The sequence below is a fragment of the Paenibacillus sepulcri genome, assembly GCF_042647105.1.
GTDB lineage: Bacteria > Bacillota > Bacilli > Paenibacillales > Paenibacillaceae > Paenibacillus_Z > Paenibacillus_Z sepulcri.
Window position 1 is genome coordinate 7,302,377 of the sequence record NZ_JBHRUP010000001.1, and the last position, 26,773, is coordinate 7,329,149.

The 26,773-nt window shown below is 52.3% G+C and carries 22 protein-coding genes; 19 read left to right on the forward strand and 3 right to left on the reverse strand.

Going from position 1 to position 26,773, the window contains the following annotated elements; genetic code table 11:
- Positions 1–3: 3 nt before the first annotated feature.
- The gene (locus ACFOLF_RS31755) at positions 4–1,608 is read left to right on the forward strand and encodes a helix-turn-helix domain-containing protein (protein ID WP_210039444.1); all 1,605 of its coding nucleotides are present in this window, start codon (positions 4–6) and stop codon (positions 1,606–1,608) included.
- Between the two features lie 24 nt (positions 1,609–1,632).
- Positions 1,633–2,598, forward strand: coding sequence for a GNAT family N-acetyltransferase (locus tag ACFOLF_RS31760; RefSeq protein ID WP_210039443.1), 966 nt, complete (start codon positions 1,633–1,635; stop codon positions 2,596–2,598).
- Positions 2,599–2,819: 221 nt separating this feature from the next.
- On the opposite strand, the gene ACFOLF_RS31765 is transcribed toward ACFOLF_RS31760, so the two are convergent.
- Positions 2,820–4,106: a hypothetical protein gene (locus ACFOLF_RS31765; protein WP_210039442.1), complete on the reverse strand. Its 1,287-nt coding sequence runs from the start codon at positions 4,104–4,106 to the stop codon at positions 2,820–2,822.
- A gap of 138 nt (positions 4,107–4,244) precedes the next feature.
- Between ACFOLF_RS31765 and ACFOLF_RS31770 the strand changes: the two genes are divergently transcribed.
- From ACFOLF_RS31770 to ACFOLF_RS31825, 12 genes are all read left to right on the forward strand, one after another.
- Positions 4,245–5,036: an AraC family transcriptional regulator gene (locus ACFOLF_RS31770; protein ID WP_210039441.1), complete on the forward strand. Its 792-nt coding sequence runs from the start codon at positions 4,245–4,247 to the stop codon at positions 5,034–5,036.
- Between the two features lie 266 nt (positions 5,037–5,302).
- Positions 5,303–6,163 (forward strand): sugar phosphate isomerase/epimerase family protein, encoded by an 861-nt coding sequence (locus ACFOLF_RS31775; RefSeq protein ID WP_210039440.1) that lies wholly within the window; start codon positions 5,303–5,305, stop codon positions 6,161–6,163.
- Positions 6,163–7,182: a Gfo/Idh/MocA family protein gene (locus ACFOLF_RS31780; protein WP_210039439.1), complete on the forward strand. Its 1,020-nt coding sequence runs from the start codon at positions 6,163–6,165 to the stop codon at positions 7,180–7,182. Before ACFOLF_RS31775 ends, ACFOLF_RS31780 begins: the two co-directional genes overlap by 1 nt.
- A 28-nt stretch (positions 7,183–7,210) precedes the next feature.
- Complete coding sequence (locus ACFOLF_RS31785; protein ID WP_210039438.1) at positions 7,211–8,074, forward strand: sugar phosphate isomerase/epimerase family protein; 864 nt, start codon at positions 7,211–7,213, stop codon at positions 8,072–8,074.
- Positions 8,075–8,101: 27 nt separating this feature from the next.
- Positions 8,102–9,187, forward strand: coding sequence for a Gfo/Idh/MocA family protein (locus ACFOLF_RS31790; protein WP_379113090.1), 1,086 nt, complete (start codon positions 8,102–8,104; stop codon positions 9,185–9,187).
- 60 nt (positions 9,188–9,247) lie between these two features.
- A complete protein-coding gene (locus ACFOLF_RS31795; protein ID WP_379113093.1) occupies positions 9,248–10,126 on the forward strand; it encodes a sugar phosphate isomerase/epimerase family protein in 879 nt (292 codons plus the stop codon).
- Between the two features lie 197 nt (positions 10,127–10,323).
- The gene (locus ACFOLF_RS31800; RefSeq protein WP_379113096.1) at positions 10,324–10,755 is read left to right on the forward strand and encodes an NUDIX hydrolase; all 432 of its coding nucleotides are present in this window, start codon (positions 10,324–10,326) and stop codon (positions 10,753–10,755) included.
- A gap of 201 nt (positions 10,756–10,956) precedes the next feature.
- Positions 10,957–11,115: a hypothetical protein gene (locus tag ACFOLF_RS31805; RefSeq protein WP_379113100.1), complete on the forward strand. Its 159-nt coding sequence runs from the start codon at positions 10,957–10,959 to the stop codon at positions 11,113–11,115.
- Positions 11,116–11,184: 69 nt separating this feature from the next.
- Positions 11,185–11,763: a hypothetical protein gene (locus ACFOLF_RS31810; protein WP_210039436.1), complete on the forward strand. Its 579-nt coding sequence runs from the start codon at positions 11,185–11,187 to the stop codon at positions 11,761–11,763.
- A 209-nt stretch (positions 11,764–11,972) separates the two neighbouring features.
- Positions 11,973–13,208: a Ger(x)C family spore germination protein gene (locus tag ACFOLF_RS31815; protein WP_379113103.1), complete on the forward strand. Its 1,236-nt coding sequence runs from the start codon at positions 11,973–11,975 to the stop codon at positions 13,206–13,208.
- Positions 13,209–13,491: 283 nt separating this feature from the next.
- A complete protein-coding gene (locus ACFOLF_RS31820; protein WP_210039434.1) occupies positions 13,492–14,430 on the forward strand; it encodes a hypothetical protein in 939 nt (312 codons plus the stop codon).
- Between the two features lie 189 nt (positions 14,431–14,619).
- A complete protein-coding gene (locus ACFOLF_RS31825) occupies positions 14,620–15,222 on the forward strand; it encodes a YjgB family protein (protein ID WP_210039433.1) in 603 nt (200 codons plus the stop codon).
- 195 nt (positions 15,223–15,417) lie between these two features.
- Here the strand turns inward: ACFOLF_RS31825 and ACFOLF_RS31830 are convergent, their stop codons facing one another.
- A complete protein-coding gene (locus ACFOLF_RS31830; RefSeq protein WP_210039432.1) occupies positions 15,418–16,077 on the reverse strand; it encodes an NADPH-dependent F420 reductase in 660 nt (219 codons plus the stop codon).
- Positions 16,078–16,280: 203 nt separating this feature from the next.
- On the opposite strand from ACFOLF_RS31830, the gene ACFOLF_RS31835 reads away from it, so the two are divergent.
- The 5 genes from ACFOLF_RS31835 to ACFOLF_RS31855 all read left to right on the forward strand — a co-directional run bounded on the left by ACFOLF_RS31835 (position 16,281) and on the right by ACFOLF_RS31855 (position 25,335).
- Positions 16,281–17,720 (forward strand): ABC transporter substrate-binding protein, encoded by a 1,440-nt coding sequence (locus tag ACFOLF_RS31835; protein WP_210039431.1) that lies wholly within the window; start codon positions 16,281–16,283, stop codon positions 17,718–17,720.
- A 230-nt stretch (positions 17,721–17,950) separates the two neighbouring features.
- Positions 17,951–19,669 carry an RNA polymerase sigma factor gene (locus tag ACFOLF_RS31840; protein WP_210039643.1) on the forward strand — a complete coding sequence of 573 codons (1,719 nt, stop codon included), beginning with the start codon at positions 17,951–17,953 and terminating at the stop codon, positions 19,667–19,669.
- A gap of 228 nt (positions 19,670–19,897) precedes the next feature.
- Positions 19,898–22,999, forward strand: coding sequence for a GNAT family N-acetyltransferase (locus ACFOLF_RS31845; RefSeq protein WP_210039430.1), 3,102 nt, complete (start codon positions 19,898–19,900; stop codon positions 22,997–22,999).
- Positions 23,000–23,062: 63 nt separating this feature from the next.
- On the forward strand, positions 23,063–23,944 hold the full coding sequence (locus ACFOLF_RS31850; protein WP_210039429.1) for an amidohydrolase family protein: 882 nt from the start codon (positions 23,063–23,065) through the stop codon (positions 23,942–23,944).
- 149 nt (positions 23,945–24,093) lie between these two features.
- Positions 24,094–25,335, forward strand: coding sequence for an aminopeptidase (locus tag ACFOLF_RS31855; RefSeq protein WP_210039428.1), 1,242 nt, complete (start codon positions 24,094–24,096; stop codon positions 25,333–25,335).
- Between the two features lie 91 nt (positions 25,336–25,426).
- Here ACFOLF_RS31855 and ACFOLF_RS31860 read toward each other — a convergent pair whose 3' ends face one another.
- A complete protein-coding gene (locus ACFOLF_RS31860; protein WP_210039427.1) occupies positions 25,427–26,629 on the reverse strand; it encodes an MFS transporter in 1,203 nt (400 codons plus the stop codon).
- Between the last annotated feature and the right edge of the window lie 144 nt (positions 26,630–26,773).

The following is a 26,773-nucleotide window of genomic DNA, read 5'->3' on the forward strand; positions in this document are numbered from 1 at the left end:
CTGATGTACTCCGTTATGTTGGTTGACGATGACTTCCCGGTATTGGAGTTTCTCTCCGGCATGATTCCATGGCAGGAGCTTGAGCTCAAGCTCCACTCCGCCTGCAAGAACGGCGCCGCCGCGCTTGAGAAAGCCCGGGCTCAGCCGCCGGATATTGTGGTGACCGATATTGGCATGCCGCAGATGGATGGCATTCAGTTGATAGCCGAGCTCAAGCAGCTTAAACCGGATATCCGGGTTGTCATTCTATCGTGCATGGATGATTTCAGCTATGCGCAGAAGGCGGTCCGCCTGCAGGTTGACGATTACGTGCTGAAGGAAACGATGAATCAGCAGCAAATGATTGAGCTGTTGACGAGGATCCGCAGCGAGCTTGCCGACAGGAGCCGGATTTCCGCCCAAATAGACAGCTTCAAGAGCATTGCCGAAGAGAATGAGATGGCCCAGAAACAAACGCTGCTGCACAAGATGCTTCATGGGACCGAAACAGCAGTCCCGGCCTGGATCAGGGAAGCGGAGCTGCTTGGCATCGCGCTTGAAGGGAAGAGCTACTTGCCGATTATGTGCTATCTGAATCCGGATGCCCAGGTCCGCGAACGTCTGATTCAGGATTCTCCGATGATGCTGGCGTTGATGACGGCTGTGACGGAAGTCATGCAGGCCCAGCCTGGCGTCCTGCTCCTTCCGAATAATGTGAGGGAATATATTATTCTGATTCCCTATCGCCGGACGCTAAAGGAAAATGCCTACGAGGCGTTCAGACCGTTGATCCAGGAGCTGCACTTGCAGTTGAAAAGGCAGTTCGGAATGGTGGCGACCTTTATCTATGGGAATGCGGCAGGTGATCCTCTTGAGCTGAGCGCGGAAATTTCCTGGCTGCTCGGCGGGTCGGCCTATCGTTTTTATCTGGCAGAGGGCGGCATATACCCGAGATCGGCGTTTACTGAATTTGCAGGCGGAGATTTGTACGAGCATTACCCCGATGCGCTCGGGGAAATCCGGGATGCGTTTCTGGAGGAAGAGGAAGACAGGCTCGGCGGCATCATTATCCGGTGGATGGCGCTGATCCGCAGCAGACGTTATCCCCCTGAAATCGTGAAGGAATGGACGCTTAAGATACTCTACGATATTCAATCCAGGCTTCTGGCCCTGCAGCATTACCAGACGACCTTCTCCCTTGAAGTGCTGCACCAGACCATTGCGGATATCAGTACGCTGGATGAGCTCGCCGCCTGGGTGCAGAAGTTTTTCCGCGAGCGGATACCGCTGGTCCAGCTGATTTACAGCCAGTCCAGACGCTCGGAGATTCTTGAGGCGCAGCAGTATGTGACCAAGCATATCAACAAGAAAATCACGCTTGAGGAAGTCGCGGATATTCTTCATATCAATTCCAGTTATTTCAGCAGGCTGTTCAAAAAAGAAACCGGCCACAATTTTATCAATTATGTCACCTTCGCCAAGATGGAGCGGGCCAAGGAGCTGCTGGATAAAACCGGCATCAGCGTAGAGAAGATTGCAGAGAAGCTGGGCTACGATAATAAGAGCTATTTCACCAAGCTGTTCAAGAAGCATACCGGCTCGACGCCAGGCGAATACAGGGGAGCTTGACCTTCAGGAGGGAAATGGATTAATATGGTTCGATTTATACCTTTGGCAGAATTGAAGCTTGAGGCTGCGGCTGACTTGTGGAACGAAGAGCTCGGCAGCGACTTTCCGATGCGTCTGCGGCTGCTCCGGCAATGCTGGCAGGAGGATGGCAATATGCTCGCTGCCGGTTCCTGGGCGGCGATCGATGAATCCACGAACCGACTTGCCGGATTTGCAGCCGCGAAGAAATGGATGGATCCCATGGAGGGTATCTCATTCCCGGCTGATGAAGGGTGGATCAGCGCGCTGCTGGTTCATACGGACTTCCGGGGGCAGGGGATCGGCAGCCAGCTGCTGCAGAGAGCGGAGCGGGCGCTGCGTGAAGCGGGCGTGGCCAAAGCCGATCTCGGGAATGATCTTCACAGACGCATATTCCCCGGCCTTCCGGATCAGGGAGACGCTGCGGCGCAATGGTTCGAGAGCAAAGGCTACCGCTCTACAGGCAGTCTGCAGGATTTGCTGCGCCAATATCGCTCGGATGAACCCATTCATATGCCTGTTCTCAAGGACGCTGTAATCCGCGTTCTCCGTGAAGACGAGCGGGGCCGCTTGGAGAGCTTCATGAGAGAGCATTTTCCGGGAAGATGGGAGTATTCCACCCGCCAGTATTGGGAGGAAGGCGGCAGCGGACGGGAATTTGTCATTATGGAGCGCGGGGACCGTCTAATCGGTTTTTGCCGCATCAATGACGCGGCTTCGCCTCTTTTGACACAAAATATATACTGGTCGCCCTTGTTTAAAGAGGAGCTGGGAGGCGTGGGACCCTTGGGCATTGACAACGCTTACCGCGGCCTCGGCTATGGGGCGGCGATCGTACAGGCGGGCATCGCCATGCTTCGCAGCCGCGGAATTGACAACATTGTCATTGATGCGACGCCGATTGCCGCCTTCTATGAGAATATGGGCTACCGGCTGTGGCGTACGTATGCGATGTACAGCAAGCTTCTTTAGACCAGTATAGGGCACAGGAAGAAACGACTTCGCCGTCCATTGAGGGCAAAGAAGAATCGTCTATTGCGTCCTTTGGCAGCTCATCAAGTATTTTCAGCAGCCTGCAGTCCAGTTTCATGTTCTATATATTTGCGCAAAAACAACGCCTGGCCGGCATTCTGCGTTCTGAAGCGGCCAGGCCTGTCCTAATACTTTAGGGCTGTGGTGCGGCAACGCGGCAATCAATAATTTCCGGCGAAGGGACTTTGCGGCTTGTCTTCCCTGTCGGACACCTGCTCCATAAAGCGGTTCCTTTTCTCCCATGTCAGATCGGCGTCCCTGCGGGCTGCTTCCATATTGCCGTCATAGACGGTATCGATCACCCATTTCTTGCCAAAGCCTGCATGGACGACTTCATCGGCCCAGTCGAAATCCTGAAAGGTGGTCATAAGCGGGTCCTTGGCAGTATCCCGGGCAAATTCCCATTCCTCGCGCTTGCCGGGCGGGTATTTCATGGCTGCCTGTTCAATGGCTACCGTCAGATGCACATAAGCTTCCTCTGCGCCGAACAGATTTTTGGATACCTCATAGAACCCGGTCCAGTTAGGAGCTTCATATACGTCATAGCCAAGCTTCCGCAGCGCGGCCTCGCCGAACCAGGAGTGGCGCACCTCATCCCAGAGATGACGCGCCGTATCCAGGTAGAAGGCCCATGGCCTGCCGGTTGTCTCGAAGAGTACAAAGGCTACGCCTTCCGCAGGCGACATTTCAAAGTAACGGGAATACATCATCATCTTGAAACGTCCTTCATCGCTGTCTTCAAAATGAATATCTCTGAATTTGGTTACCGAGGATGTGTAGCGGCTGTCGCGCGGGCTATGGTCTGGCAGTGCAAAAGGTTCGTTCTGAAATTCTCCTGCTTCGGGCAGTGCTGACTGCGGACCGGTTCCGTCGGCTCCGCCTGCTGCGCCTAGAAGCTGCTCCAGATAAGCGTTCCATCGCTGCACCTTATCGAGCTCCTCCCGGCCGGCAGCAGAAGAGAGATAAGCGATCGCTTCCTGCCCCCAGGCGATTTCATCCTCGCGATCGATCAGCTGGTGGCGCAGGATGTGAAGGGTCGGCTGATCGACGATAGGCTGGGCAAGCTCCATATAGTCGCGGATCGCTCGTATCTGCGCCGGCTTGATCACGGTGAACAGGGCGCTGAGCAGCTCAAGCGTGGTGCCGGAATCAAGAACGGCATCCATCAGCTTATCCAGCGATGGTCCGGGGCTTTTGTCGAAGGCGGACGTACTCATGCGGAGCTGCTTGCAGCGGCTGCGCAGCTGATCATGATGCGTGGCGTCAAGCCATGCTATACGGGCTAGAAGCCCCTTGATTTCGTATTCCGGACAAGCGATCATCCGTCCAGCGGCTATCCGCGTAATTTTCCTGTCGAAGCAGGCGATGCGGCGCAGCCGTTCGGCCGAGTCGGCGACAGACAGCCCGATTTTATCCCAATCCTTGATACCCATAAATGGATGCAGCATGATATCGATTCCTCCTGTTTTTTTTTCATTTAGTGATTCTTAATTTTCAGATTATCGAATCCGGGTGTGGAAATACATTCACGTAAAGACAAACTTTTTATACGATTTGGCCTATCTGGGAAGGAAGGTGCTTCAGCAATGTCTTTTACAGTTGAGGATTTGAGGCTTACACCATCATTCGGCAAAGTGTTCTGCGAACCGAGCTGGAGGTGGAATACGGTTGGCCGTCCATTTGACGATTATGATCTGTGGTATGTTTGGAGCGGTGAAGGCGAAGTGATCTTGAATGGGGTGCATCGTCCCGTTTCTGCGGGCAGCTGCTTTTTGTTTCGGCCGGGTGACGAGACGGTCGGCCGCCATGATGAGCGATCTCCGCTCACGATATCCTATATTCATTTTCAAATGCCATTGGAAGCTTCATGCCATTATCCTTTCTACCATCAGATTAAGGATCGTCTTACCTTTGAAACGTACATGACCCGCTACGCCCGCACGCTGGTGGAGAACCAGGCGCGCAGTGAGACAGAGGCTGCACATCTGCTCTATCTGCTGCTGCTGCAATACGCTGGCGAGGAGACATGCGAGGAGGAAGCCGGGCTGAGTGAGAATCAGGAGCTGCTGTCGATCATTCATGAGGTTGCCAGCCACATCCGTCAATTTCCCGGGATGAAGCATACGGTATCCTCTCTGGCGGAGCGGGCGCGTTTGTCCGAGCGGTATTTCTCCCGCAAGTTCCGCGCGATTATGGGCCGAACGCTGGAGGCTTATGTGATCGATATGAAGATTGAGCGCGCCGAGCATCTGCTTCGCTACTATGGCATGAATGTTAGCGAGGTTGCCGATGCCCTGGATTATGGCAGCGTCTATTATTTCAGCCGGCAATTCAAGCAGTACAGAGGCGTAGCACCGTCCGAGCTGCGCAAGCGCTAATAGTCGTAAAAAGAGTGTGGCTGCTTATAATTCGGCTTATAAGGCGCTTGTATTTGCAAGGTGGAGAGAAGTCGGCTGAGCCGCCAAAGAACGGCGCAGCCGGTTCTGCCTGACCTTATGGCATATATAAAACCATTTCTGCTTACATGAAGGAACCAACGTTAAATTGTCAAATAAGTTAATAAATCAGTCAATTATTTTTCAGTCAAGGTTGATATAGTTCTAGGTACAGTTCTTGTAATGGGCGGCAAAGGAGGCGTTAGAAGATGCTAAATAATCGACTGGGTGTTCTGACCGATGAGGTCTCGACGGATTTGACGGAGGCGCTGAATTGGATTGCCGAGCAGGGGCTGGCGCATGTCGAGCTGCGAGTGATTAATGGACGGAATATTGCGGATCTGGAAGATCACGAGGTGCATGATGTACGCGAGATGGTAGAATCGCGCGGGCTGTATGTGTCCGCGCTGGCATCGCCCCTGTTCAAATGCAAGCTGGACCCCAGCCGTGCGGCTGCTACGGGGGATACCTTCGGACAGCAGGAGGAAAGCGTAGACGCGCATTTCCGCAAGCTCGACCGGATGATTGAAATCGCTCTCTTGCTGGGCACCAGGCGGATCCGCGTTTTCTCGTTCTGGCGTGAAGCGCAGCCTGAGCTGTATCTGGACGAAATCGCAGCGCATCTGGGGAGAGCTGCCGGAATTGCCCGGCAGGCCGGTGTGGTCCTGCTGCTGGAGAACGAGCCGTCCTGCAATGCCGGCTTCGCTGGCGAGGTAGCCGAAATTGTCGGCAGGATCGGCTCTCCCGCCCTGCGCGGTTTGTGGGATCCCGGCAATGAGGCTTACGGCGGCAGGGAAGCCTACCCGCTTGGATACGAGCGGATCAGGAATGCCGTAGGTCATGTTCATTTGAAGGATGCCTATATAGGCATCAATGGAGTCCCGAGATGCGTGCCGCTCGGCTCCGGCGATGTGCCCGTTATCGCGCAGTTGAAGGCTCTTGCCGAGGATGGCTACGAGGGGCTTTTTACGATCGAGACGCATTTCATTCCGGCAGGAGGTTCACAAATGACCGGCACGCGCATGACCCTGGATGCGCTGCGGGCGCTGCTTCGCGAGGTGAGCGATTGATGAAGCGGTGGCGGTTCGGCATCATCGGCTGCGGGGGGATAGCGGATTTTCATATCAAGGCCATCCACGAAATTGAACATGCGAAGCTCATCGCGGTATCCAGCCGCAGCAGCGGCAGGGCCGCAGCGGTCGGAGAGCGTGAAGGCTGCGCCTGGACGGAGGATTACAAGGAACTGCTCGCAAGAGAAGATATCGATATTGTGTCGGTGACGACATCCAGCGGGAGCCATTATGCTGTTGGCAGGGATGTGCTGCTGGCGGGCAAACATCTGGTAATCGAGAAGCCGATGGCGATGAATGATGCCGAAGCCGCAGAACTGACGGCAATCGCCGAAGCGGGGGGATTGCTGTTATCGGTCATCTCGCAGCGCCGGTTCGAGCCGCAGCATCAGCTGCTCAAGCAGCTGGTGGAGCAGGATGCCTTGGGGTCGCTGCTGTTCGCCGAGGTTTCGGTTCCCTATTACCGCACCCAGGATTATTATGACAGCGCCGCCTGGCGCGGAACCATCCGTGAAGACGGCGGTTCACTCATGAACCAGGGTATCCACTCCATCGATCTTCTCTTGTGGCTGATTGGCAGGCCGGTTTCCGTCTATGGAAAAATCGCCACGCAAACCCATCAGATGGAAGCGGAAGATCTGGGAGTGGCAATCGTCAATTTCGATAATGGCGCTTTCGGGACGATTATGGCGTCAACCAGTATCAAGCCGGGCTTTCCGGCAGGACTCAATCTGTACGGCGATAAAGGAACCATAAAAATCCTCGGCACCGATATTACATACTGGTCGGTGGAAGGACTGGAGGAGCCGACTCTCCAGCAGACAGGTACAAGCGGTGGCGTATCCGATCCGTTAAGTATCCAGCATACCTGCCACCGGCTGCAGATTGATGATATTCTGGATGCGCTGGAGAAGAACCGGGAGCCTCTGGTCACGGGAAAAGATGGCTATACCAGCTTGCTGCTGGTGCGGAAAATTTATGAGAGCTCGAAGCTTGGAATGGAACTATGGCTGGATTGACCGCTTTCATCGGATGGAGGGATTAGTTATGAAAATTGCTATATTCAGCGGCGCTTTAATCGACTACAGCATTCATGAGGCACTGCAAATCGCGCATCGGATTGGCGTGGATGGCGTGGAAATTGCCGGCCGCGAGCCGCATTTGTCGCCAACCACCAGTGTTCTTCGGGTCAAGGAAATCAAGAGGCTTGCCGGGGAGCTGGGGCTGGAAATTCCCGCGATCGGGGGATATATGGGGCGTTTTTCCGAGCTTGGAGACAAGGAAAGCACCGGGGAATTCGAGAATTTCAAGCGTATGCTGCCAATGGCGGCCGAGCTTGGAGCTTCACTCTTCCGCGTTCAGCAGGGAGGGCCCAACGGGTTCCTGGCTCAGGATTACCATTACCGGAAGGCCGCTTATTTTATTGACCGGTGCGCCGAAGAAGCCGAAGCCTATGGAATCCGCGTCGCCCTTGAAATTCATAATCAGTCGATTCTGGAGACGACGGATGATTGCAAGCGGCTGCTGCAGTATATCCGGCAGGACAATGTCGGATTTATTCATGATGCCGGGAACATGTACATCACGGACACCGATTACGGCCGTGAATCCGTACTTCAGCTCGGCAGCCGACTGCTTCATGTGCATGTGAAGGATGAACTTCGGATCGCAGAAGCCGGAGCGGCAGGCAGCTTTAATAATTTGACCCGTCACGGGGAAGAAGCGTTTATCCAATGCAGGCTTGGCGACGGGGCCGTCGATCACAAGCCTTTATTCGCGGCTCTCGCCGAAACCGGTTACGAGGGCTGGGCAACGCTGGAATGCTTCGCTCCGCTGCCGGTTGAGGAGCGTTTCGAGCATGATTATAAGGAAGTCAAAAGCTGGCTGGCTCATCCTGGCGGCCTGGCATAACATCCTACCACTGAAAAGGGGAAATCCATGATGAATCGGGGACCATTAAAGGTTGGTATTATCGGGCAGGGCCGGAGCGGCCGGGACATACACGGGAATTTGCTGCAGCAGATTCCGGATTTCTATCGGATCGCTGCCGTTGCGGATGCGCTCCCGGATCGCCGGCAGCTGGCAGAGAAGGAATATAGCTGCCGCGCTTACGGGAGCTGGGAAGAGATGGTCGCGAATGAGGAGCTTGATCTTGTTGTCAATGCCTCGCCTAGCGATCAGCATTACAGCATTTCGCTCGATCTGCTGAACCGCGGCGTGCACGTTTTGTGTGAAAAGCCTTTGGCGAAAACGCCGGAAGAGGTAGACCGCCTGATTGCCGCTTCGCAAAGCTCCGGCAAAGTGCTGGCTGTCTTCCAGAACTCGCGTTATCAGCCGGCCTTCGTACAGATCCGCAGGATCATCGCTTCCGGCGTGCTGGGCAGAATCGTACAGATTGATTTGACGAGCAGCGGCTTTGCCCGCAGATGGGATTGGCAGACTCTGCAGAGCAATAACGGCGGGAATTTGATGAATACGGGTCCCCATCCGCTCGATCAGGCTCTTCAGCTGTTCGGCAGCGGCACGATGCCGAATGTCACCTGTATCATGGATCGCGCCAATACCTTCGGAGATGCCGAGGATTATGTCAAGCTGCTGCTGCATGGTGCCGGGCATCCCTCCATAGATATCGAGATTTCCTCCTGCAGCGCATTTCCCGGCGAACCCTTCGTCATACAGGGAACGCATGGCGGCCTTCATGGCAATAACCATCGTCTGGAATGGAAATATTACAAAACCGCGGAGGCGCCGCCCCAGCAGTTGATCAGAGGACCGCTGCTTGATGCGAACGGCAAGCCTGCGTACTGCAGTGAGCAGCTGATTTGGCATCATGATTCATGGGACCTGAAAATTGAGGACGGCAAGTCAGCCTTTGATCATATGACGGAGCAGGTATACCTGATGCTGTACAGGACGCTGACGGAAGGGGCGGAGCTTGAGATAACGCCGCTTCAGGTCAGAGCGCAGATGGAAGTTATGGAGCAGTGCCGCCGTCAGAATCCGCATATCTATTCTATTGAATAGGAGATACAGGCTTCAGCAATGGGGGCTGATGAGGCCAAGATTAGGGAGGAGGGCGTGAAATTGACAGAATGGAATATGCCGCGTAGCGAAGACAGTCGGACTGATCAGGAGCAAGCTCCGAGGCTCGATATCCAGCAGTCCTGGTGGGCCATGCACGGCTATGGGGAAGGCGGTAAGGAATGGAGCGCCGAGCAGAAGTTCGAGCATATCGCGAAGGCCGGATTTACCGGCATCCTCGGACGTCTTCCGGAGCCCTCGGAAGCCCGGCGCTGGCGCAGCCTGCTGGATCAGTACCAGTTCAGCTTTGGCGTACAATCTTTTCCTGGCAGCCGGGAGGAGCTTCGTCTGTTCCTCAAGGAGGCCGAGGCATTTGGCGTCAGCTATGTCAATTCCCAGGTGGCGGACGCCTTCGTCACCGGAAGCGAGGCTGTATCGCTGCTTGAGGGGTTGTGCGAGGAAGCGGCTGCCGTGCAGATTCCCTATTACGTGGAGACGCATCGGGGCAAGCTGACGCAGGATCTGATCCGGACCGCCGGCTATGTGCGCGAGGTCGAGCAGCTTCGCCTGACGATTGATCTGTCCCATTATGTGGCCGCCGGAGAGATGATTGATGTGCAGCAGCAGGCTGAGCCGCTGTTCGATCAGCTGCTGCAGCGAACCTCCTCCATCCATGCGAGAGTATCGAACGGACAGCAGATTCAGGCGGATATCGGAGAACGGGGCGAGCATCCCATGCTGCCTCATTTCAAGCGCTGGTGGTCAAGCGGAATGTCCTATTGGAAAAGCAAGGCGATGCCTGGTGATGTGCTGCCATTTGTAACCGAGCTTGGCCCTCCGGGATACGCAATTACAGATAGTGACAGCCGGGAACTATCGGACCGCTGGCAGCAGGCGCTGCTGCTCAAGGAAATTGCTATGCAGCTGTGGAATGAAGCTTAGCTTGATAATACGAGGAGCCTTTGCATCAGCCGGGTAAACCGGTTGTTGGCAAAGGTTTTTTTCTTGAACGTTAAGAAAGGTTTAATCCCTCCATACTTTGTCGTACCGCCAGGGGGATGCGGCAGCCTCTTCTTGCAGTTGAAAAATGTTATGATCAATGAGGAAAGAATTTTGCAGGCACGAAGGGGAGAATGGCTGTGAAAGTAACCTCGGTCGGTATTCTAATAACGGATGGACATTCATTTCTGGCATGCCATTCAACAGGCAATGCCTTCTACGATCTGCCCAAAGGGCTGCAGGAAGCAGATGAGCAGCCGATTGACGTATGCTGCAGGGAAACGCTGGAGGAAACCGGAATAATCCTCGAACCTGGCAAACTGAGGGACCTGGGCGTTTATGAATATTTGAGAAACAAGAATCTGCATCTGTATATGTGGATAACGGACGACCTGCCTGATGTTAAGGATATGGTGTGCACATCATATTTTGAACACTATAGAAGCCGAAAACTGCTCCCCGAGGTTGATGGTTACCGTTATGTGCTTTTCCATGAAACGGATGAATGGATGACTGCGAGCATGGCCCGGATTATCGGTCGGATTGCAGGGGAATATGGCTTTTTTCGGTAAGGCAAATTAAAATGAACGGGCAGGAGTGAAGACCACATCAATTTATTATTTGTATGCAGCCGAAATAGATGGAGGAGCCTGACGGCCGAGACGGTTTTCCAGGGTAAAGGCGGCCACGTTGTACGCTCGGCAGGTACGGAAGAGAATGCCCGGATCAGGATAACGGAAGGGCATGTCGGCTGGGCGGACATCCTGTTCGCGATGGAGAAGAAGCATGTCCGCAGACTGCAGGAAAAATTCAGCGGTGCCCTTGCCGGTAAAAAGCTGATCTGCCTGCATATACCGGATGAGTACGAGTATATGAACGATGAGCTGATCGGCTTGCTTCAATCGAGCGTAGGGGAATATATTGAGTTGTGACATAATTCGTCACGAAAAGAGGAAATTTATCTTCTTTTGTTGAACAATGTATGTAAAGGGGGACATGATATGAGTTTTGTTTCAATTGTTGCGACCACAGGCTTTGTTACCGTAATGAGTGATGGAAGAGTAAAGGACATCGTGTCAGGAGAAATCATTCAGGAAGATTTCCAAAAGTTCATAAAAGCCAACGATTCGAAGGCTTTTATTGCTTATGTGGGCAATAGAGAATCGTGTGAACCAATCGCGTTAAATCTTAAAAACGCCATTGAAGAAGGAATAAGCTTTGACATTGTTCAGACCATCTTAATATCCGCTGTAAAGAAGCTCATACCTGAACACCTGACGGTTATGTTTGCGCTTGGCGGTCTGAACAGTGACAATGAGATTGAATTTTATAGCTTCAATTCCCGGGAAAATACGAATTCGCATTTTAAGCCCGCTAACGATGTCATTTCTTATACCTTTCTCAACAACACAAGCATTGCCAGGAAAGATTTTGAAGGTGAATTTGTGAGAAATCTGCGAGAGACCGGATTTCAGTCACCTACGTCCACGATTCAGGCCCAGAAGCTTCTCAACAGGTATATCGCAAGCCGAGACGAAACCGTTAATAATACAACCTTTCGTCTCAGCATAAAAAAATAAAAAAAATTGCCAAGAAGCACTCTGAAGCACCCTTGCCGGTGCTTTTTTTTTGCGAACAAACGACGGGCGCCATGAGCTCTCACATAACAACAGGAATCAATGGGAAGAATATGCATTATTAATATTGTCATGATAAAAAAACGGAGTGTGTTGATATGATTATGACCTCAATACCAAGTTTGATATTATGCTCTGCAATGGTGTAGAAAGTGTCGGCGCAGCTTATTAAAAGAACCTGCAGCTCTATTCTGCTTGCATGCATCTTCTGCCCGTTGCTGACAGGTTGCTGGGACCGCCTGGAAATCGAAGAAAGGGCTGTTGTTCTGGCTATTGCTGTTGATGTTGCAATCCCAAACAGGGGTGGAGAGCAAATGGAGGTCACGCATGTGGAGAAGTCCTTTCCGGAACCGCAGGGGCCAGATTTTCAGATTACCGCGCAAATTGCCGTGCCGGGGCGTATTCCTCTGGGTCCCGCCAATGAGGGAGGGGGAGGCGGTACATCGCCGGTCTGGGTTGTATCGGCAAGCGGACATACCTTGGATGACGCCATGAGCGTGCTGCAGCAGCAGCTGGCGGATAAGCTGTTTCTTGGGCATCTTCGTGTCATCATGGTCTCCGAGAAGGTCGCCCGTACAGGACTTCAGAATTTGAACGATTATTTAAGACGGAACCCGGAGGTGCGAAGGCTCGCATGGCTCGGCGTGGCCAAAGGCAGGGCGGAGAAGGTGCTTCGAGCGGCTCCACAGCTGGAAAGGGTTCCTGCGCTTTATTTGCTGGGCATGTTTGAACAAGCTGTCGAGAGAGGGGAATATCCGAATGAATTTATCGGGGTTTTCTGGAGCAAGAGAACGAGCAAAGGGATAGACCCGATTCTGCCGCTGTTCAAACTGAATAAAGAAGAAGGAAGCATTGAAGTAACGGGACTTGCCTATTTTAGCGGTGATAAAATGGTTGGAAACACCAATTCCCTCGAAATCGGGTTTTATATGGCTTTAACCGGCAGGCAGCGGGGAGGATATACAGCCTTTATTCCAAGATACCCGGGGAGCCGCGAGATGGTGATGATCAGCGCCACCCATCGAAAAACAACAACAAAAATCTCGTTGAAAAATGGGAAGCCGCAGGTGCAGGTGCAGGTGCTGCTGGAGGAAAACATCGATGAGAATCCAAACGAGAACTCCAAAATCAGAAAACAGAAGGATCTGAAGGAGCTGTCCCAAATATCTGCCTCCATGACAGATGAAGGAACCACGAGATTAATTAAAAAATTGCAGCTCGCAGGATCGGACATACTCGGATTTGGCGAACAGTTTCGGGCGAAAATGCCGGATTACTGGAACCGCAGCATTCAAACGGATGAGAAATGGATTGAGGTCTTCAAGACCTTGACCGTTGATGTGGACTGCAAGGTGAGCATTCGGCGGGTTGGAATGAAGGCAAGCTAGAAATCCCGATTGTTTGCTACTTCCTGACTCTCTACACGCAAGGGGGGCCAGCATTATATTCTGGACCGCATTAACGGGCCGATGCGTTAAAATTTCTATTTCTCCATTTGTGCCAGTATGTTAATGTTTATTTAATCCATATGAAAGCTCAAAAACAGCCGGGAACAAGAAATCTGTTTATGAAGCTGTCTGGGTTAAATAACAGCTGTGCAACTAAGATTAAGGCGCCCTTTTCTGTTTAACGGTTAAGGGCTTCTTTGTCAAATGGAGGGAGTTGCGTCGTATGGGACCATCGAAACAGCCTGACCTCACGAGGATCTTACGCAAGCTGGGTACGCAGGATATCGTAGAATCACTGTCCGGGCGCTTGTCGGGAAGCGAGTTGAACACGCTTCTTCTTAAAGTGTTCCAGGAAAAAGCGGAAATGTCCTCTGCAGGCGACCTGCTCAAAAGATACGGCGAGAACCGTTTTGTCCAACCGGCAAATGCCGATGCGATTTTGTTGAAGCAGCTTGAACTGGATATATTGAAAATGGCGGCAAGGCATACCGTTTCAGCGGTTCAATTATCGCCCGTAGCGCCGCTTGGGAGCTCTTCGGTGGTCGCGGCCGTCGACCAGAATAAAATCATTTCCGCTCTAAGAGGAACGGAAGTGGTGTCGGATGCGACCAATCTTCTGGCACTCTATATTAGTGACATGATCAAAACACAATCCGTGAATAACCGCGATGATTATATCCGGTTATGTACGACGCACAGGCATGTGAGAGCGCAATATTTTGGAAATATCCCCGGGATGCTGCCGCATTTCCATCTGTTTTGTATGGTCACAGCAGGCGAGGATAAAGGCTCCTATGGTTTTGAGAAGCAGTCATTTTGGGAGCAAATCATGGTTTACAGAGACCTGTTTCAATCCTTGTTTGGTTCTGAAATCGAAATCATTCTCAGCGGTCGTGCCGGCTACCCGGACACGGAGGGACTATTGACAAGAGTTGTGCAGTTCGCCCAGGAGCAATACGTTAAATTAAATATAACCGTATCGGAACCAAAGATGGATAATCAGTATTACAAAGGTTTTCAGTTTACAATCAAGACTACGATTCAGGGGAGAGAGCTCAATATCGGTGACGGAGGTTTTGTGGACTGGACCCAACAGCTATTGGGCGCGAAGAAGGAGCGTCTTTTGATTAGTGCGATTGGTTTGGATAGACTCCTTGTGTAGAAGATTTGATTAATATTCAGCAGATCCTGATTATTTCTAAAATATTATATTATGGAAAATATTACTTTTATTAAGGGAATAACTGCTTAATACCGGCAATGACAATGTTACTTTTCTGTAACTCTTTAAGAATAAAACTCCATTATGATTGCAGTAGAAAAACAAATTCTACTCATCGAGGTGTTCATCATGTACAACATAAAAAAAACAACGCTGCAAAAATGGACCAAGCTGAGCTTGGCTGCGATCATCTCCGTAAGCTCGATTACGGCTGCAGCACAAATTGCAAATGCGAAGGCTGCCAGCACGCAATCGATTTCTTCATCAACGGTCAAAAATAGCTCCAGCGCCTATGTGAAAAGCTTGTATGCTCTTGCCAAGCAGGGCAAAATACCAGGCTCCGATTTTGTATCCGGAAAAACATTAATCAAGGATGTTCACAAAAAATGGGGCGATCCCACTTTGGGGCCTTCCAACAAATATGAGTTTTACAATTTCGGAATGGGCACAGGCTCGTTTGCGGTCGGGGTGGGAAAAGGCGGTGTCGTGTTTGATCTCCGCACGTTCGGACAAAATATCGACCCGACTACCGGAATCAAATCATTGACCTTTACCTCCATCATTTCTGCGCTGGGCATGCCCAAAGAGGTGCGGTTCAGCGGCGAAGACAAAATTTATATGTATAATGCCGGCAGCTTCCAGTTGAAATTCGTTGGCCCCAAAAGTGTCGCAAAAGGGAGCATAGCCCATATAGATCATATGAATGTCTACTCTCCTAAAGCGGATAAATAGAGGAGTTCAAGCAGCAGGAGGCCAAAATGGTCTCTTGCTGCTGTATAATTGTGTTGATGCCAGTTATATATGTGAAAAAATATGTTGCTGATCACAGCCATGACGCCCTGTGACGCTTTATGTTATACATGGTATAAGTTTGAAATAAAACAGGCCAACCAGGAAATCGGCGGTTGGCCTGTTTAAGCATATATCTTAAGCGCGGAAGTTCGCGGGCCTCTCCGGGCTCGCTTCTTCCAGTTTGCGGCGAAGATCGTCACGGCCGGCATCCGCGCCGTAGGAAGGAGTCCCGGGCTGCTGCCGCCAGGACTCGTCGAGACCGCCCGCATCGACGGCATCAAATCCAAGCTCTTCGACAAGCTGCATCACGACAGCTTTTGCGGCTTGATCATCGCCTGCAACCGGCAGGGCGATGCGTCCCGGCGATCCTGCCGGCAGACCGCGGTCCAGAATGTGCTGGGAATAAATGCCGTTGAATACCTTGATGACTGGCCGTCCCAGATGCTGTTCCACCCAGCGGCTTTCGGGCAAGCCGGCCTCAATGGGCCCAATCAGACCATCGCGCTGCTGCGGGTAATAGTTTCCGGTATCAATGATGGCTGCATGACTGCTTGCTCCGTCAAGGACACCGGCAGGCAGCAAGGGGATATTCTTTTGGGGTATGGTCACGATCACAACGTCTGCTCCTTGTGCGACATCTGCCGCATATCCGGGCTTGGCTCCGGTTTCGGCAGCCAGGTCGGACAGCGTCTCAGGACCGCGGGAATTCGCGATGTGCACATCATGTCCCAGCTTCGTGAGGCGGCGGGTAAGGTTTCCTCCGATATTGCCTGTACCAATAATTCCGATTTTCATTAGTATCCCTTCTTTCGTCATAATGGGCTACTTACGACTTAACTGTAACCAATTTAATTACATATGTCAATGTGGTTTATTCTCGGAATCTGGAAATAGTGGCTTAAGAGTTTAAGGAAAATTTGGAATTTGATAGGCGGTAATATGTTACAATAATAGGAATTTGGAAGATTTAATAAGAAAATGGAAAAGGAGAGGATGAATTGAAAGGGTTAAAGCGTATTGGTGTGATTGGTGCCTTAGGTATATCGATCATACTGTCAGGCTGCAGCATGTTTGATGGGGGTTCGAAGCCAAGCAATGAAAAGTCGACGCTGAAAATTATGTATTATGATGAAAGATCTTTTTACAGCCAGTTGGGGATGGTTTATTCAGCTCTTCATCCGGATGTGGACATCACGGTCGTTACCAATCAACAAACAGGTCCCTATGATCCTGAGATGGATATGGAAGCCCAATTCGATACCTTTATTAAAGAAGAGCAGCCGGATATCATCATGCTGTCAGCGGATCAGCTGACCCGTTACGCGGAGGACGGCAGCCTGCTGGAGCTGGATACGATGACGGAAGAAAAGGATTACGACAAAGAGACGCTGATCCCCGGCCTGCTCGATTATATGAGAGAGCTTGGCGGAGGAAAAATATATGGCCTCTCCCCGAACTTCTACAGCCAGGCTATTTTCTACAACAAGGATTTATTCACCAAATACGGTATACCGCTGCCGGAAGACAAGATGAGCTGGGACCAGCTGTTTGAGCTGGCGCAGCGGTTTCCGACAGATGGCGCGAAGGACAAACGGGTCTATGGATTAAGCCTGGGCTACAATAGCGAGCTTTATCAGTTAGGCAGTCTGATTGGCAGCTCACAGAATCTGAGCATGTTCAACGCGACGAGCAAACAGGTTACCATTGATACACCGGCTTGGAAGAATGTATTTGAAGTCGCGATGAAGGGGCTGAAGTCCGGCGCATTATATACCGAAGATCCAAACGGGATGTCGTCGGGCTCAACTCAAACTTCCTATGAGGATTATCTTCTGCGCGATCCGTTCATCTCCGGGAAGCTGGCGATGAAGTTCGAAAGTGCCTATATCATGACCCAGATCAAGGAAGCGCAGAAGAATGCGAAGGACAAGGCTATCCAGAATTGGGATATTGTCACGGCTCCTGTCGATCCGCAAAGTCCGGACACCAGTTCAAATATGTCGCTTGGCCAAATTTTTGCAATCAATGCCAAGTCTGTGAACCAGGAAGCGGCCAAAGAATTCATTCGCTATATTACAAGCGATGATTATGCGAGAGTCACATCGAAGCTTCAAGACGGCACCTTCTCCGTCCGCACCAATTACTTGAAAGATGAGGAAAACCATAATTTTAAAGCCTTCTACAGTCTGAAGCCGGTAAAATCATCCATCTATAAAGACTTCGACAAGCTGCCGCAAAACTTCTTCGCGAAGTTTACCGGCATCGCCCAGGAAGAGCTCAAGGCCGCGTTCGACGGCAAGAAACCACTTGCTGAAGCGCTTGCATCGGCTCAGGTCAAAGGTCAGCAGGCGATGGCCGAGGAGCAGGCCAAGGTGAAGGAACAGCCTGAACAAGGATCCGGCACCGCGGCGGTGGAGGCCGAAACACCGGCGACGTGATATCCATACCAAGCCGTAAGGATATTGGCAGCGGCTCTATCGATAACGGTTTCTTTTGCTATAATCAACTTAAAAGTCCGATGACAAACCGCTTCTGCATGCGCAGCCGGAATTTTTTTATGGGATTTTTATGAAACTGTCAGAAATCCTGTTCCTTGTAAGTCAATAGAGGGAGTCAACAATCATCACTGCGAGGGGAGCTGCCCTTGGATAACTGGAGCGGCGAGATCATGAACTGGGAACTGCTGGAAGATGTGGAGCTGGTGCGGCACGCCCAAGCGGGCGAGCGGGAAGCCTTCGGAGAGCTGGTCAAGCGGCACCGGTCCAAGATGTATGGCTACGCCAGAGCCATTACGCAGGAATCCTTTCTGGCGGAGGATATTGTGCAGGACGCTCTTGTAAGAGCGTTTATGCATCTTGGGAAGCTGGTTGATATGGAACGCTTCCTGCCGTGGGTGCACCGGATCGTTCGGAACCAGGCCTTTACCCGGATGAAAAGCAGTCCAGCTGCCAGAGAGAGAACGTTCTCTGCGCTGCAGCCCGCTGGGGCGGAGAAGGCCGTACACGGTGAATGGAACAATCTGGATGCGATTCTTCATCGCCTGAGCCGGTCGGCAGAAGAGCGTTCTGCCCGTGAAGATGTCCCGGAAGAACAACTGCTGCGGCAGGAAACGCTTCATGTGCTGACAGGGATCATCGAATGCCTTAAGCCGCGGGAAAGGCTCGTTTTCGAGTCCCATTTTTTCGATCAGCTGTCTCCCCGGGAGATTGCGAAATTATTTGAGCTTTCAACGGCCAATGTCTACCAGATTATTTCGCGCTCCCGCAGAAAGGTTATTCAGGAGAAAATCCGTGTGACCGTTGACTCCTATATCAAGACGAGGAAGGATATGGGAAGCATGAAGAAAGTCATTTTACCGGATTCGGAGACGATCTCCGAGGTTAGAACCTGGAATACGGCAGTGGATGCCCTTTACACGATGCTGAAATACACGGATAAACGTTTATCCTACCCGATGGTCGCAGGGCTGACTGGCCAGGCTTTTCGCATCAACATTATACCGAAGACCGTTCATATCGCCGGCCCGACGGCATACAACTTTGGCGACAGCATGACAAAGGGGCTGCGAAACGCGGGATTTCACGCCAGGTTTGTCGATGGTCTGTCAGCTTCAATCGGCCTCAACACCAATTTGATCGATCCTTCTCTGCTTGCGAAAGAAGCGATGGGCAAAAGAGAGATTCATCATGCGCTGCCGGAGGCGCTCGATCTGATTCATCATTCGCTGGACCGGGGCTACCCTGTCCTGGCCTGGGATATTTTCTTCCCCGAGTTCGGGATTCTCTACGGCTATGATGATGAACAGCGGCTGCTGCTGGCGGAAGAATGCGGCAGACGGGATACGCTCCCATACGAGAATCTGGGCAGGAGCGTGCTCGAAGAAATATTCGTATTGGCGCTTGACACGCCAATTGAAACGGGCTGGCGCGATCAGGTCAGGAACGCCCTGCGCATGATCGTGGACCATTATGAGGGAAGAGAAACGAATACGCCTTCTGATTCCGTCAAAGGATTGAAGGCCTACGATGTATGGTGCGAAGCATTCCGGGAAGGTAATGTGGAACCGAACGGGAATGCCTATAACATCGCTGTCATCAACGACGGCCGCAGAAACGCGCTGGAATTTGTGAAGGAAGTCTTGTCGGGATGGCCTCAGCAGGATGAAGCGGATCAGCAGATACGGGGACTGCTTGGGGAAACGGCGGAATTGTATGAAGTGATTTCCGGTCATTACGGGGCACTGCATCAAATGTTCCCGTTCCCGGAAGGCGGAGATCCGAATAGTCCTGAGAATGCCCGGCAATCCATCGAACTGCTGCAGACCATTAAGACGTATGAGCAGGCAGGAGTATCGAAGCTGCTGAATATTCTGGACAAGTTGGGATAAGGAATAATCGCAATCGGGCATCAATCAAAAATGGCAGCAGGCTTGGAATTGGAGCGGCTGCCATTTTTCAATGATGCAGTTGTCGATGGACAGCCTAATAATCGTGGAACGGGGAATGATGGAATATATAGGCGGGGTGGCACTTTACCGAACTCTGAATATCCCTTACAATTTAGGAATAATTCAGTCAGTTGTCAGCCATTACACGGACAAGAGGTGAGAATAAGCTTGAGTCATTCACAAGAACATATCCAGATTATAGAATATACCCCGCAATATGCGCAGGCTGTTGCCGACATGTGGAACCGCAGCCAGGTAAGCTGGGGAGGGGGCAGCCGTATCCGCAGCTCGGACGGAGTCAAGCGGGAGCTTCAGAATGCCGGCAACCTGAAGGTGTTTCTGGCTGTAGACGGAGAAGAAGTGGTGGGCTTCTGCAGCTTTTCCCAATACCAGCATGACGAAGGCGCTCTGTATGTGCCGCTGCTGAATGTAAGGCCAGATTATCACGGAAGAAAGGTTGGCAGGGATCTCATTCTCAAAGCCGTTGAAACCACCGTGGAGATGGGCTGGCCCAGGCTGGATTTGTTTACTTGGGCAGGAAATACGAAAGCGGTCCCCATGTACAAGAAAACCGGGTTCTTCTGGGAGAAGAAGGAAGATTCGGTCCATCTGATGAATTTTATTCCGGCTGTCTTGATGACGGATGCTCTCCGGCCCTCTCTGGAGCGGCTCGACTGGTATGCCGACAGCAAACGCAAGCTGGAGATTCGCCCTGACGGGCGTTCAGAGAACGGCTTTGATTTCTTTGAATACGCCTGGGAGAAGGACGGGACATCACTGCGTGTGGAGTTCGAGAAAACAGGCAGGGGAATAAGCCTGATTGAAACCGGCGAATATGCGATACATACGGAAATTGACGATCACGATCTGGTGTTTGGCAGCCGTTATCCCGTTCGTTACCGGATTCGGAACAAGACGGGTGAGCCTCTGGAGTGTACGATTCGCGGACGCAATGACAAGACGGTTCAATTCGCGTTGGAGCAAACCGTCAAGGTTGCGGATACTGTTGTCATAGAGGGCGAGTTCGAACTCCTTCCGATCCAGGAAGACCAAAGCGACTGGCGAACGCATCCTGCGGTTGTATCGGATTGGACGATTAATGGGAGGCATGCGGAGCTTCGGACGGGGATCGCACCCAAGTTTCCGGCAAGAGTGAAGCTGGACGTGAAAAACCAGGAGCAGTACATTGGTGCCGGGGAGGAAGCCTTCCTTACCTTTGAGAACAATTTCAAGGAACAGGCGGTATTTGAGCTTGAATTTCCGCCATCCGAATTTATACAGTTTGAGAATCCCCGTATCTCGATCCGTATTCCGGCCAAAGGCAAGACCGCGGTAACGGTTCCTTACCTGTTAAAGGATTTCGGTATTTTCTCCGAGAATCTGGTGATCAAAGCGATCGCCGAAGGCTCGGAGCCCGTTTCATTCACCGCCCGTATCTGGGGTATTTTCAAAGGAAACACCGGCCGTTACGGGGGAGATATCGTGGACCATTGGGTCGCCGTGAACGGACCGTATACAATGGGACTGAACAAGAACAACAATGAGCTTTGGACCTCCCATTTTCAGAGAAGCCATCATACCAGCTGGACCTTCCCCAGAATCGGGAAGCCCTACTCCCCGGAATTCAGCAAGAAGAAAGCGGAAGAGGTCAGGATTTATCCGCAGGGAGATGCGATGGTGCTGGAAGCGGATTACCGGTCAGAGGATTTTCCGGGTATGGCTTTTACGGCCTTCAGCCGTCTGAATGCCAGCGGAATTGTGGAACGTTACTTTGAAGTGCGCAATGCTTCGGTTTCCGTGGATTCAGGCGGAGAGAGCTTATGCCTGATCGACGGGTTCTATCATCATTCGGATGGTCTGGTGCTTCCCTATGACGGGCGTTATTACGATCTGAAGGACCGTTTTGCCGCGCAGTACGACGACTGGGATATTAACCGGATAAGCGAAAACTGGCTGTTCAGCCGGAATGAGAAATTATCCCACGGATTCTGCTGGGAGCCCTCGGCAAGATTGGTGAAAATGGAATGGTATTTTGGTGTCGAGTATGAGCTCGGCGGGCTGGCAGCAGGTGAAACCGTCCGCACGGCCTCGACTTTTCTGGCGATAGGCACATTCCCGGATTGGTGGGATTTCCGTTCCTTCGCGCGCAAACGGAGAGATCCGGTTCAGCCTCTGCTGCAGGATCATTTTGAATTGAGCGTAAAAGGGGGAAATCCTTTCATCGTGCAGGATGCGGACGTGAATATCAAGCAGCACCGGAACCAGCCGCTTGCCGGCGAGATGACGTTGTCCCTGCCTGAGACCGCGCCGGAGGTTTTTCATAAAACGTTCAACCGTGATGACGCTCTTCATTCGGCAGTATTCGCGCTCAAGTCTTTCGTCCCTGGCTCAATCGAGCCGGTCCGGATGCGCTTCGAGACCGAGGAGCTGAGCATCGAACGCGGAACCGTACTGATTCCCGTCGGCCTTGCGCCCGTTCAACAGGAAATTCGCCAAGGCGAAGACGGCCAGACCTACCGCTGTTCGAACGGCACATTGACCATCGAAGCATCTCCGGCATTTGGCGCAGGTCTTCACTCGCTCAGGCATAACGGAGAAGAATGGCTGGATAGTTCATATCCCGAAGCAGGACCGCGTTCCTGGTGGAATCCATGGCATGGCGGCATTTCCGCTTCCGTTCAGGGTATATCACCGCTAAGCCAGCAGGATGAACGGCGAAGCGCCGCATTTGCTTCATTGACCGACAACCGGGGGAATGAGTGGAGCGGAATAGAGCTTCACACACATATCGAGAAGCATGAGCGGTACCGCGGGTTGGAGCTTACATTATTTGCGCTGCTGCTGCCGGGAGCTCCTGTGCTCTGCTGCGTTACCCGATTGACCAATAGAACGGAAATGGCCTACAATAGCTTCCAAAGCACGATCAACAGCTTTCTCCTCCCCGGCGAATCGTTGGAGCAGGGATGGATGGAGAAGGACAACGGGACCCGTTACAGATGCGGCAAAGCAGGAGCGGAAATCGAATCGGATGGCGTTATCCGTCTTGGCAGCGATAACCGCTCCGCCGCTTTGCATGCACTGAACCGGTATCCGGGGTCAAAAGCGTGGATGTATACCAATAATCTCGTTATCCATCACGGAGTTTCTCAGAGCAGCCTGATGCCGGCCGGGAGCACGGTATGGGCGGCTCCCGTATTTTACACGTTCTCCGGCACCCCGCTATCGTACACGGATATGCGGGCATTAGCCGAAATCACCTTTGGCGGGTAATGAACTGGCGGAGCATGCGCAGCCAGGTTATCACCGGCTATTTAAACGTAATGGAGGGTAGCTATGCCAATCATCGATATTCACATTCATTTGTCGGACATCGACAGCTTTCACCGTACGGCGCGCGAGCTGTCGGGTGTCGATTATTCCGCAGCCGGGCTTAAAGCGGAGTTTGACCGCAGCGATGTTGTCCTGGGCATCGGGATGGGCGTGCAGGAGAAAACGGCCGGGGCTTTCCCGGATTCTCTTGCCTCCAATCCAATGGGGCTGGATCTGGCCGAATCCGTCCCTCCTTTTCTGATGGAATGCGTCGGGATCAATCCGGTCAGGCTTGATTCTCCGGAGAAGAAGAAGGAGCTCGACAGGATCGAGAAGCGGCTTGCATCCTCCGATGTGGCGGGAATCAAGCTTTACGCCGGTTACTATCATTATTATGTAACGGACAAAACCTATGGTCCGATCTATGAGCTGGCCAAGCACTACGATGTTCCCGTGGTGATTCATACCGGCGATACGTATTCCATGAACGGCTTGCTGAAATATTCCCACCCGCTCACCGTCGACGAGCTGGCTTATCAGCAAAGAGGGGTGCGCTTCATGATCTGCCATCTGGGCGATCCCTGGGTTATGGATGCTGCGGAGGTCGTTTCCAAAAATCCGAATGTTTACGCCGATTTGTCCGGGCTGATTGTAGGAGACCAGCTCAAGTTCGACCGGTTCGAGAATGAGCCGCTGTTCATGGATCACTTCAGAAGAGCGCTCGTCTATGCGGACAATTATGAGAAGATGCTGTTTGGAACCGACTGGCCGCTCGCTCCCATCGGGGTGTATATCAATTTCGTCAGACAGCTGATTCCCGAGAAGTTTCATGAAGAAGTGTTCTATCATAACGCCTTTCGGGTTTTTCCACGGATCGGACAAAGGCTGGAACAGCTGACGAATTAAAGGAGATATCATGACCATTTCGTTAGCTTCACTACCCGCCCGGCTAAGCCTTATGAAAGCATGGGAAAGAAGTTTGTAAGGGCGGCAATTGTTTAGCATATCCGCTGCGGGTATAATGAATTAGTTCCAGATTATTGTGCAGGAGGTAGATGTCCTTGAAAAATTTCGAACAGCTGTTGGAAATTTATGCAGAGCTGATTGTGAAGGTTGGCGTCAATGTCCAACCGGGGCAAGAGGTGTTTATTAATGGAGCGACAATCGAAATCGCCTCATTTATCCGCCTTGTGGCAGGCAAGGCCTATGAGGTTGGAGCAAGCAATGTCCATGTGGATTGGACGGACGAGGCATTAGCCCGCTTGAAATATGAGAAGGCGGCTGACGGGGTGTTCACACGGTTTCCGGAATGGGAAACAGCCAAACGGCAAGCTTTTGTGGATAACGGCGCAGCCTTTATTTCCATTGTCTCTCCCAACCCGGATCTGCTGAAAGGAATCGATCCACAGCGGATCGGCAATTTCCAGAAGGCCTCCGGTCAGGGGTTGAAGGAATTCCGCAGAGCAATCCAATCCAATAAGGTCAGTTGGACCGTTGCTGCGGCTTCCACCAGGGATTGGGCGCAGAAGGTATTCCCGGCATTATCCGGGCAGGAAGCGATCGATAAGCTGTGGGCGGCTATTTTCGAGTCAGTTCGTCTTCATGCAGAAGATCCTGTCAGAGCCTGGGAGGAGCATAATGCAGCCTTACATAAGAAAGTGTCGCTGCTTAACGACAAGAAGATATATAAGCTTCACTACAAAGCGCCTGGAACGGATTTGACTATCGAGCTCAACGAGAAACATACTTGGGTGGGCGCAGGCAGTACGAGCCAGAATGGTGTCCTGTTCATGGCCAATATGCCGACGGAGGAAGTATTCACCGTACCGCAGAGGAACGGTGTGAACGGCATTGTATCAAGCACCAAACCGCTCAGCTACGGCGGCAATATCATCGACAAGTTCAAGCTGACCTTCGAGAGCGGCCGGATTGTCAAGGTGGAGGCAGAGGAAGGACAGGATATTCTGCAGCAGCTGGTGGATACGGATGAGGGCTCCCATTATTTGGGGGAAGTGGCTTTGGTGCCGCATGAATCGCCAATCTCCCTGTCCGGCGTGCTGTTCCTGAATACCTTGTTCGACGAGAACGCCTCCAATCATCTGGCTATCGGCAGCGGGTATGCGTTCAATATCGAAGGGGGCGCATCAATGCCGCCTGAGGAGCTGGAGCAGCATGGCGTCAACCACAGTATAGCGCATGTTGACTTCATGATTGGCTCGGATCAGATGGATATCGACGGCATCCTGCATGATGGTTCCACTGTACCCATATTCCGCAAAGGCGGCTGGGCAATATAAGGAAAAAAGCTGTTCACTGGACATTGGGGGTCAGTCCCATGATCCGGTGAACAGCTTTTTTTTCGTTTCGGGATGCATAGAAACCGATCTGTCATCTGCCGCGCAGTCTGTGACTGCCCCATACCAGGCATGCAGCGGCAATCAGGCTGCCTCCTGCCCAGCTGACCCCAGTCCACCCCCAATTATGCCAGGCATAACTTCCAAGGGTTGATCCGATGGCGCCGCCAATAAATGTGCTGACCATCAATACGGTGTTCAACCGGCTGCGGGCAGCGGGATCAAGGGCATACACGCGGGCCTGATTGGAAATCTGGGTTCCCTGCACGCCAAGATCGAGCAGAATGATCCCGACAATCAGCCCCCATAACGAAGTGCCGGCAAAGCCGAAGAAAAGGTACGAAACGAACGTAACCGCAATCAGCAGACCTGCCAGAACCTTCGGCTGAAATCGGTCCGACAATCGTCCGACAACCGGAGCCCCGGAGGCCCCGACGACCCCGACAAGGCCGAATAATCCGGCAACCTGGCTGCTGTAGCCATAAGTGCCGCCCTCCAGGAAGAAAGCCAGCGATGTCCAGAACACGCTGAAGCCCCCGAACATTGCAGCTCCAATCAGAGCGGCTTCCCGCAGCGTGGAGAACTGGCGGATCAAACCGCCGATCGATTTGATCAACTCCGTATAGGAGGCCGTCATACCCGGCTGGCTTCGCGGAAGCTTCGCACGAAGAACAATCAGCAGCCCAAGCATGAGCGCGGCGGCGATTGCATACATAGTCCGCCAGCCCCACGCTCCGCCGATCAGACCGGCAACGGTTCTGGCAAGCAGGATGCCGAGCAGCAGCCCGCTCATTACCGTGCCGATTACTTTGCCGCGTTCCTGGGGCGAAGCCATTTGAGCGGACAGGGGGATCAGAATTTGCGGCACTACGGTCGTAATGCCCACTGCCAGACTGGCGATGTAGATCCAGGTTAAGCTCTGAGCGGTGCAGACGCCAAGCAGCGATACGGTGACGGCAGCCAATAAGGCGGTGATCAAACCGCGGCGCTCTCTGATGTCGCCGAGAGGGACGAACAGAAACAAGCCGAGCGCGTATCCGATTTGCGTAAACATCGAAATAAGCCCGGCAGCGTCGGATGAAACGTGAAAAGTGCGCCCGATATCCGCAAGCAGCGGCTGGTTGTAGTATAAGTTTGCCACAGCCATGCCGGAGGCCGCGCTCATGAGCAAAATTAATCCTTTGGTCAGGGGCTGGCCGCCTGCAGCGATTTCGGGGGTAGTGGATGTCATTGCCATAATGTGTTATTCCGCTCCTTTGCTATTTCAATATAGCAGATAATCAGGCAGGCTTAAATACAAGCTTGCGCCGGGCGGCTTCGGCTTGGCCCGGATGTTTCTTTCCTGAGTGCAATTGAGATGACATTTTATGTCGCACCAGCT